General features: G+C 49.5%; 2 protein-coding genes. One reads left to right on the top strand and one right to left on the bottom strand.

Going from position 1 to position 2339, the window contains the following annotated elements:
* Window positions 1-912: 912 nt before the first annotated feature.
* A complete protein-coding gene (locus HT737_RS09700; RefSeq protein WP_182402383.1) occupies window positions 913-1317 on the bottom strand; it encodes a hypothetical protein in 405 nt (134 codons plus the stop codon).
* A gap of 632 nt (window positions 1318-1949) precedes the next feature.
* Between HT737_RS09700 and HT737_RS09695 the strand changes: the two genes are divergently transcribed.
* The coding region (locus HT737_RS09695) for a P-loop ATPase, Sll1717 family (RefSeq protein ID WP_374011150.1) at window positions 1950-2339 on the top strand (390 nt) is incomplete at its 3' end.

The raw sequence follows: 2339 nt of genomic DNA, 5'->3' as shown, positions 1-2339 counted from the left end.
GAAGAACTCTCCGCACTGGTCACATTCCATTTCACCGTCGTCTTCAGATAGTGAGTCTGAGAGAGGCTCAACGCACCAGTCGACCTCCGGCACTTCGACCGTGGCATGAGCTTCTTTCCTACATACCGGGCATTCGAATCGTGCTGTGGTTGTTAACTGACTCATGAGGTACTCGGCCGTTGGTTTTCGATGATGTAGGTAGCGATCAGCTTAGATCATACCCAGAAATCGCCGGGGCCCCTGGAGCATACGCTAAGGTACGGGGTCGGAAACCCGCGGGACTGTGGTAGCGGGAGATGCTGCAGCTTACTGAAATTTCAACGTTGAAATTGAAAGGATCTTGAAGAAAAAAGGCCATCGTTACCGTACCGGTAATGATGGCCGTGGATCGATTGTTTCGTAGTGCAGATGCACAGGTGAACAGGCAGTTCACTAAGCTGGGCGTTCTCCAGCTAATAAGGTCCGGCGGGTTTCCGACCCCGTGTCTCAAAGAAAACCTCAGGGCCCCAGGTACACAGCGGGAGATACACATCACATTCGCGGGTGGGATTTATGCTTGCGGGGTGCGGGGGAATATATCCCTCCAAATGTGGTGTAACTCATGTAACTGGTGTAACGATGACCGGTAACTGACTGTATTTATTGAATATTATTAATGTTACACCGATTTCACACGCCAATCTTGAGGCGTGTAACTGGGCCATCTGGTGTAACGCTTCTGATGCATGAAAAAAAGAACGAACTAGGTTATGCCTACGATGCAGGAGGGCAGAGTGCTTCCCGGCCGGCAGTCGCAACAGGCCGCTTTCGGCAAAGCGGCCTTCGAGACGTGTCTACGAAGCTCGGGCTATTTATGAAGTGCAGCGATGTACCTTCACGGGCCCGGCAGATACGATTTGCAGCTACTAGCTGTTAAAAGTCATGAGCGTCATGCCAAGCCCCGATCAGTTCTTCCCGGCCGAGCCTGCGTGCAGCTTGTGCATAAGCCTCTAGGAATCCATCGTCTTCCATCCAATCCTCTGTTCTTCCTTCGATCTTCCTTCCGTACACCTTGAGAAGTACGATTTGCATATCGACTTCGTCGTCTAATGTTTCCGCTTTAGACATACCCGAGTCACTGATCAAGGTGGTAAGCATTTCGACTTGGCTAATTGCCTCGGCTTCTGCCATTCGGACGAGTAAGCTGACCATTCCCTCGGAGACCTCAACCGTTTCCAAATAGCTGCGCTGAAACGAGCCATTGCGAACTGTCCGTGCTTGCTTGGCTTTCGCTTTGGTGCGTTTAGCCCGCTTGGCCTGCTTTTTATCCGATGCCATCGTTACTTCCTTGGAGGGGCTTTGACGGCTTAAACAGCCGCTGATTGGAACTCCTGCGAGGTTAGCGCCTTGAGTTCGTGTTAAAAACGTCATTTCGCGCACGCCAAAAAAGCTGGAAAACCAGTCAGAATGCGAGAAGGATGGTTGGCTATTTTTAAGACCTGAGCGTGAAGAGTTTCGCATTGATCTATGGTAAAAACTCAATACGAACTGACACTGACAATAGCTGTTTTCGAATTGCTTTTTATATGTGACATGGCCCAAAACTGAGCGACGCCGTCTGCTTCGGAAGCGCACCCGCGGAGGGTGATCGACGTGGGGCCGGATCCTTGGGTGTATTTGATAACAACGGTCATATCGTCCTTCCTATCCTTGTGGAGGCGTAAGAATTAAACAAAGGGGCTTGGTTTAGCAAGTCCCTGCAAACGAAGTGGATAGGCGTTCTTGAGAGCGGAGCGGCTTGCACCTGTCGTGACCGACTAAGTGATCCGATACGACCTGATCGAAACGCCTGCTGACGAAGCGAGGAAAATGCCAGCACGATTAGTATTCGTCGCATAAAGGCCACGTGTCTATCACCAAAGCTTTCTTTAAGGATAAGATAACGAAAACCAAGTAATGGCAGGGTGAAAATGGACGTTAGGTCAATCGCTACTTTTGGAGCCGTCGCCGCAGAAGATGAGCCAGTCTTAAATTACTTCGTAGAAACCAGCGCCGTCAGTGAAATAGGAGATGGCGAAAAATATTTGGTTCTCGGCAGGAAAGGCTCAGGAAAAACCGCGCTTGTTCGTTACTTTAATGAGAAAAAACAAAACGGGCTGGTGTCAGTCGCCTTAAACTTGCGAGGTTATCCGTGGGCTTTGCATGCCAAAAGATCTGACTCTGACGTAGATGAGTCAGAAAGGTATGAAGCTAGTTGGAGATATTTGATCGTCGTTGAGTTTGCTCAAGTCGTGGCAAGAAAACTTACCGGGACATCCAAGTGGACGGAGGAAGCGAAGAATTTTATTTTGAATTTTTTA

Source organism: Pseudomonas sp. MD195_PC81_125, from assembly GCF_014060985.1.
In the GTDB taxonomy this organism is placed as follows: domain Bacteria; phylum Pseudomonadota; class Gammaproteobacteria; order Pseudomonadales; family Pseudomonadaceae; genus Aquipseudomonas; species Aquipseudomonas parakoreensis.
This window is presented reverse-complemented; position numbering and strand designations above follow the sequence as displayed.